A 4,318-nucleotide genomic window follows, 5' to 3' on the forward strand; every position below is an offset into this window, starting at 1 on the left:
GGAACGGCCCGAGGGGCTGGCGAGCGGCAATGCGGTGCTGGTGGGCGCCGAGCCGTCAGCCATCCTGGCGGCGGCGCGCGCGGTGCTGGGCGATGCGGAGCGGCGCGCCCGCATGGCGCGGCCGGCGCTGCCCTATGGCGACGGCAGCGCCGCGCAGGCGATCAGCGCTGTGCTGCTGCGCCAAGCGCTTCCATCATCGGCACGAACGTCGGAAAGCTCGTCGCGATCGGACGGGCATCGTCGATCGTCACCGGCGCTCGCGCGTTGAGGCCCAGCACTGCAAAGCTCATCGCGATGCGGTGATCGAGGTGGGCGGCGATGGTGGCGCCGCCGGGCACCGGATCGCCCCCGCGCCCGTCCACGATCAGGCCGTCCTCGACTTCCTCGCAGGCAACGCCGCAGGCTTTCAGGCCTTGCGCCATCACCGCGATGCGATCCGATTCCTTCACCCGCAGTTCCTCCAGCCCGCGCATAACGGTGCGGCCCTTCGCGAAAGCAGCGGCGACGAACAGGACGGGATATTCATCGATCATCGACGGCGCGCCTTCCGGCGGCACCTCGATGCCGGTCAGCGCCGAGTGGTGCACCTGCAGATCGGCCACCGGCTCGCCGCCAACGCTGCGTTCGTTCAGCAGCGTGATGTCGCCGCCCATCGCCTGCAGCACCGTGATCAGCCCGGCGCGGGTGGGGTTGATGCCGACATTGCGGATGATCACGTCGCTGCCCGGCACGATCAGCGCCGCCACCATTGGGAAGGCGGCCGATGACGGGTCGCCCGGCACCACGATGCTCTGCGGCTTCAGCTCGGCCTCGCCGCGCAGGGTGATGATCCGGCCCTCCGGCGCCTGTGTGACCGACAGCGCCGCGCCGAAGCCGGCCAGCATCCGCTCGCTGTGATCGCGGGTGGGGACCGGCTCGATCACCACCGTCTCGCCCGGCGTGTTGAGACCGGCGAGCAGGATGGCCGATTTCACCTGCGCCGAGGCGACCGGCAGCGTGTAGCGCAAGGGGATTGCCGGGCAGACACCGGTGAGGGTGAGCGGCAGGGTCTGGCGGCCGCCGGGGCCGGGGGTGGCGGTGATGGCTGCGCCCATCAGCGACAAGGGCGTGATCACCCGGCCCATGGGCCGTCCGGACAGGCTGGCATCGCCGACGAAGGTGGCGCTGATCGGGTGGCTGGCGACCAGCCCCATCAACAGCCGCGTGGAGGTGCCACTGTTGCCCATGTCGAGCGCCTGGCCCGGCTGCAGCAGGCCGCCGACGCCAACGCCGTTGATCTGCCAGTCGCCTGGACCGTTGCGCACGATGTCCGCCCCCATGGCCCGCATGGCAGCAGCGGTGGCCAGCACATCCTCGCCCTCCAGCAGGCCAGTGACGCGACTTGTCCCCACCGCCAGCGCGCCCAGCATCAGCGCCCGGTGGCTGATCGACTTGTCGCCCGGCACCGTCACGTCTCCGGCCAGCGGGCCGGGGGCGGTGAGGGAGAGTGGCTGGGTCTGGGCGTCGGCGTGGCGCATGATGTCCTGCTGCTTTTCGGGCGCTTTGACAGGGCTTGCCGCCTGTGGCAATGCGCCGGTCTTTCCGGGACGGGCCTGCCGTTCCCGGCCCCAGCACATGTGCCCGGTCGGCGCGCAACCCACCGGCCCGGCAGCACGGAGACGATATGGTCAAGGCAGAATGGGGCACCAAGCGTGCCTGCCCGAAGTGCAACACCCGCTTCTATGATCTGGGCAAGGACGATCCGGTGACCTGCATTTCCTGCGGCTTTGCCTGGGCGCCGGAACCGATCCTGAAGTCCAAGCAGACGACGCCGTTCGAAGCCGCCAAGCCGCAGGTGGAAGCCGGCGCCGATGAGGTGGTGGCGGTGGACGAGGATCTGGATCTCGACACCGACGTGGAGGCCGGCCAGGCCGATGGCGATGTCGATCTGGGCGACGATGATGATCTGGGCGTCGTCTCGGAAGGCGAGGACGACGAGAACTGAGTTTGCCGAAAAGGGGCTTGCCAGCCGCCCCTGTTTCGCCTAACCGGCCGCTCCCGGCGCTGCTGCCAGCAGCAGCGTCCGCAGCGAAATGGTGCGGGGCCTTAGCTCAGCTGGGAGAGCGCTACAATGGCATTGTAGAGGTCAGCGGTTCGATCCCGCTAGGCTCCACCATCCCCCTGAAGAACCCCGGTTTCGGCCGGGGTTTTTTCTTGGTAGGCGTTCGGCCATGACCATGCCGCCGTCTGGCCGTTCCGACTATCGCGCCTTCCGCGCCATCCCCACCCGTTGGATGGACAACGATGCCTATGGCCACGTCAACAACGTGGTTTACTACAGCTGGTTCGACACGGCGGTGAATGCCTGGCTGGTGGAGGCGGGCCTGCTCGACATCCATGCCGGCAATCCCATCGGCCTCGTCGTCGAAACCGGCTGCCGCTACCACCGCAGCGTCGCCTTTCCTGAGGTGGTGGAAGCCGGCATCCGCATCACGAAGCTGGGCAACAGCAGCGTGCGCTGGGAAGTGGGCCTGTTCAGCGCCGGCCACGAGGGCCCGGCAGCGGAAGGCCACTTCGTGCATGTCTATGTCGACCGCGAGACGCGCCGGCCCACGCCGCTGCCAGCGGCCTGGCGGGACCGGCTTGCGCCATTGGTGGTCACGCCTTAAGCGCCCGCGATGGACACACCAGACGATTCGATCCTGATCCTCGATTTCGGCAGCCAGGTGACGCAGCTGATCGCCCGGCGCATCCGCGAGGTGGGCGTCTATTGCGAGATCGTGCCCTTCGCCCGCGGCGCCGAAGCCTATCAGCGGATGCGTCCTCGGGGTGTCATCCTGTCGGGCAGCCCGGCCAATGTCAGTGACGCCAACGGCCCGCGCATCCCCGATGAAATTCTCGCGGCCAACGTTCCGTTGCTCGGCATCTGCTATGGCGAACAGGCGATGTGCCACCAGCTGGGCGGCGCCGTCGTCGCTTCCGATCACCGCGAGTTCGGCCGCGCAGAGATCGACATTGTCGATAATTGCGCGTTCTTCGCCGGGGTTTGGGCCAAGGGCGACCGGCCGACGGTGTGGATGAGCCATGGTGACCGCATCGAGGCGATCCCGCCCGGTTTCCGCGCGGTGGCCACCAGCGCCGGCGCGCCCTTTGCCGCCATCGCCAACGACGAGGCCCGTCGCTACGGCGTGCAGTTCCACCCGGAAGTGGTGCACACGCCCGATGGTGCGGCGCTGCTGAAAACCTTCGTCACGCAGGTCTGCGGCATCACCCCCAACTGGTCGATGGCCGGCTTTCGCGCCGCCAAGATCGCCGAGATCCGCGAACAGGTGGGCACCGGCCGCGTGATCTGCGGCCTGTCGGGCGGGGTCGATTCGGCGGTCGCTGCCGTGCTGATCCATGAAGCGATCGGCGACCAACTGACCTGCGTGTTCGTCGATCACGGCCTGATGCGCGCGGCTGAGGCCGAACAGGTGGTGAGCCTGTTCCGCGAGCATTATCATATCCCGCTGGTCCACGTGGAGGCCGAAGCGCTGTTCCTGGATGGCCTCGCCGGCGTCACCGACCCCGAGGCCAAGCGCAAGTTCATCGGGAAGACCTTCATCGAGGTGTTCGAAGCCGAAGCGCAGAAGATCGGCGGGGCCGAGTTCCTCGCGCAGGGCACGCTTTACCCCGACGTCATCGAGAGTGTCTCGTTCACCGGCGGGCCCAGTGTCACGATCAAGAGCCACCACAATGTCGGCGGGCTGCCCGAACGCATGAACATGAAGCTGGTGGAGCCGCTGCGAGAGCTGTTCAAGGACGAGGTGCGCCGGCTGGGCGTCGAGCTCGGCCTGCCGCCGGCCTTCGTCGGCCGCCATCCGTTCCCCGGCCCCGGCCTCGCCATCCGCATCCCCGGCGAGGTGACGAAGGAAGCCTGCGACACGCTCCGCAAGGCCGATGCCATCTATCTCGAGGAAATCCGCAAGGCCGGCCTCTATGACGAGATCTGGCAGGCCTTTGCCGTGCTGCTGCCGGTGCGCACCGTCGGCGTGATGGGCGATGGCCGCACCTATGACCGTGTCTGCGGCCTGCGCGCGGTCACCAGCGTCGATGGCATGACGGCGGACGTCTATCCCTTCGACTCCGGCTTCCTGACCCGCGTGGCCACCCGCATCGTCAACGAGGTCAAGGGCATCAACCGCGTCGTCTACGACTATACATCGAAACCGCCCGGCACCATCGAGTGGGAGTGAGGCGTCCTCGCCGTCGGTCTGGTGCCTAGGGCGTGCGCCGCAGCCAGACGGTGAGGCCGGGCGGCGGCGGCGAGGGCAGCGACGGCAGCCGCACGGCGTCGCGG

The 4,318-nt window shown here is 68.4% G+C and carries 5 protein-coding genes and 1 tRNA gene; 5 read left to right on the top strand and 1 reads right to left on the bottom strand.

From position 1 onward, the window contains the following. The first annotated feature begins 40 nt into the window (after positions 1 to 40). Complete coding sequence (locus tag GJV64_RS15765) at positions 41 to 268, top strand: hypothetical protein (RefSeq protein ID WP_408014993.1); 228 nt, start codon at positions 41 to 43, stop codon at positions 266 to 268. Here the strand turns inward: GJV64_RS15765 and aroA are convergent. Beyond that, positions 162 to 1,517 carry a 3-phosphoshikimate 1-carboxyvinyltransferase gene (aroA, locus tag GJV64_RS11925; protein ID WP_164157432.1) on the bottom strand — a complete coding sequence of 452 codons (1,356 nt, stop codon included), beginning with the start codon at positions 1,515 to 1,517 and terminating at the stop codon, positions 162 to 164. The two genes, GJV64_RS15765 and aroA, sit on opposite strands and share 107 nt — an antisense overlap. 146 nt (positions 1,518 to 1,663) lie before the next feature. Here aroA and GJV64_RS11930 point away from each other — a divergent pair, with 146 nt between their 5' ends. The 4 genes from GJV64_RS11930 to guaA all read left to right on the top strand — a co-directional run bounded on the left by GJV64_RS11930 (position 1,664) and on the right by guaA (position 4,214). After that, positions 1,664 to 1,984 carry a TIGR02300 family protein gene (locus tag GJV64_RS11930; RefSeq protein ID WP_164157433.1) on the top strand — a complete coding sequence of 107 codons (321 nt, stop codon included), beginning with the start codon at positions 1,664 to 1,666 and terminating at the stop codon, positions 1,982 to 1,984. A 95-nt stretch (positions 1,985 to 2,079) separates the two neighbouring features. Further along, a tRNA-Ala gene (locus GJV64_RS11935) sits at positions 2,080 to 2,155 on the top strand. A gap of 55 nt (positions 2,156 to 2,210) precedes the next feature. Further along, positions 2,211 to 2,648: an acyl-CoA thioesterase gene (locus GJV64_RS11940; RefSeq protein ID WP_164157434.1), complete on the top strand. Its 438-nt coding sequence runs from the start codon at positions 2,211 to 2,213 to the stop codon at positions 2,646 to 2,648. 9 nt (positions 2,649 to 2,657) lie between these two features. Next, positions 2,658 to 4,214: a glutamine-hydrolyzing GMP synthase gene (guaA, locus tag GJV64_RS11945; RefSeq protein WP_164157435.1), complete on the top strand. Its 1,557-nt coding sequence runs from the start codon at positions 2,658 to 2,660 to the stop codon at positions 4,212 to 4,214. Positions 4,215 to 4,318 lie beyond the last annotated feature (104 nt).

Origin of the sequence: Sandarakinorhabdus rubra, assembly GCF_010994245.1 — a bacterium.
In the GTDB taxonomy this organism is placed as follows: domain Bacteria; phylum Pseudomonadota; class Alphaproteobacteria; order Sphingomonadales; family Sphingomonadaceae; genus Sandarakinorhabdus; species Sandarakinorhabdus rubra.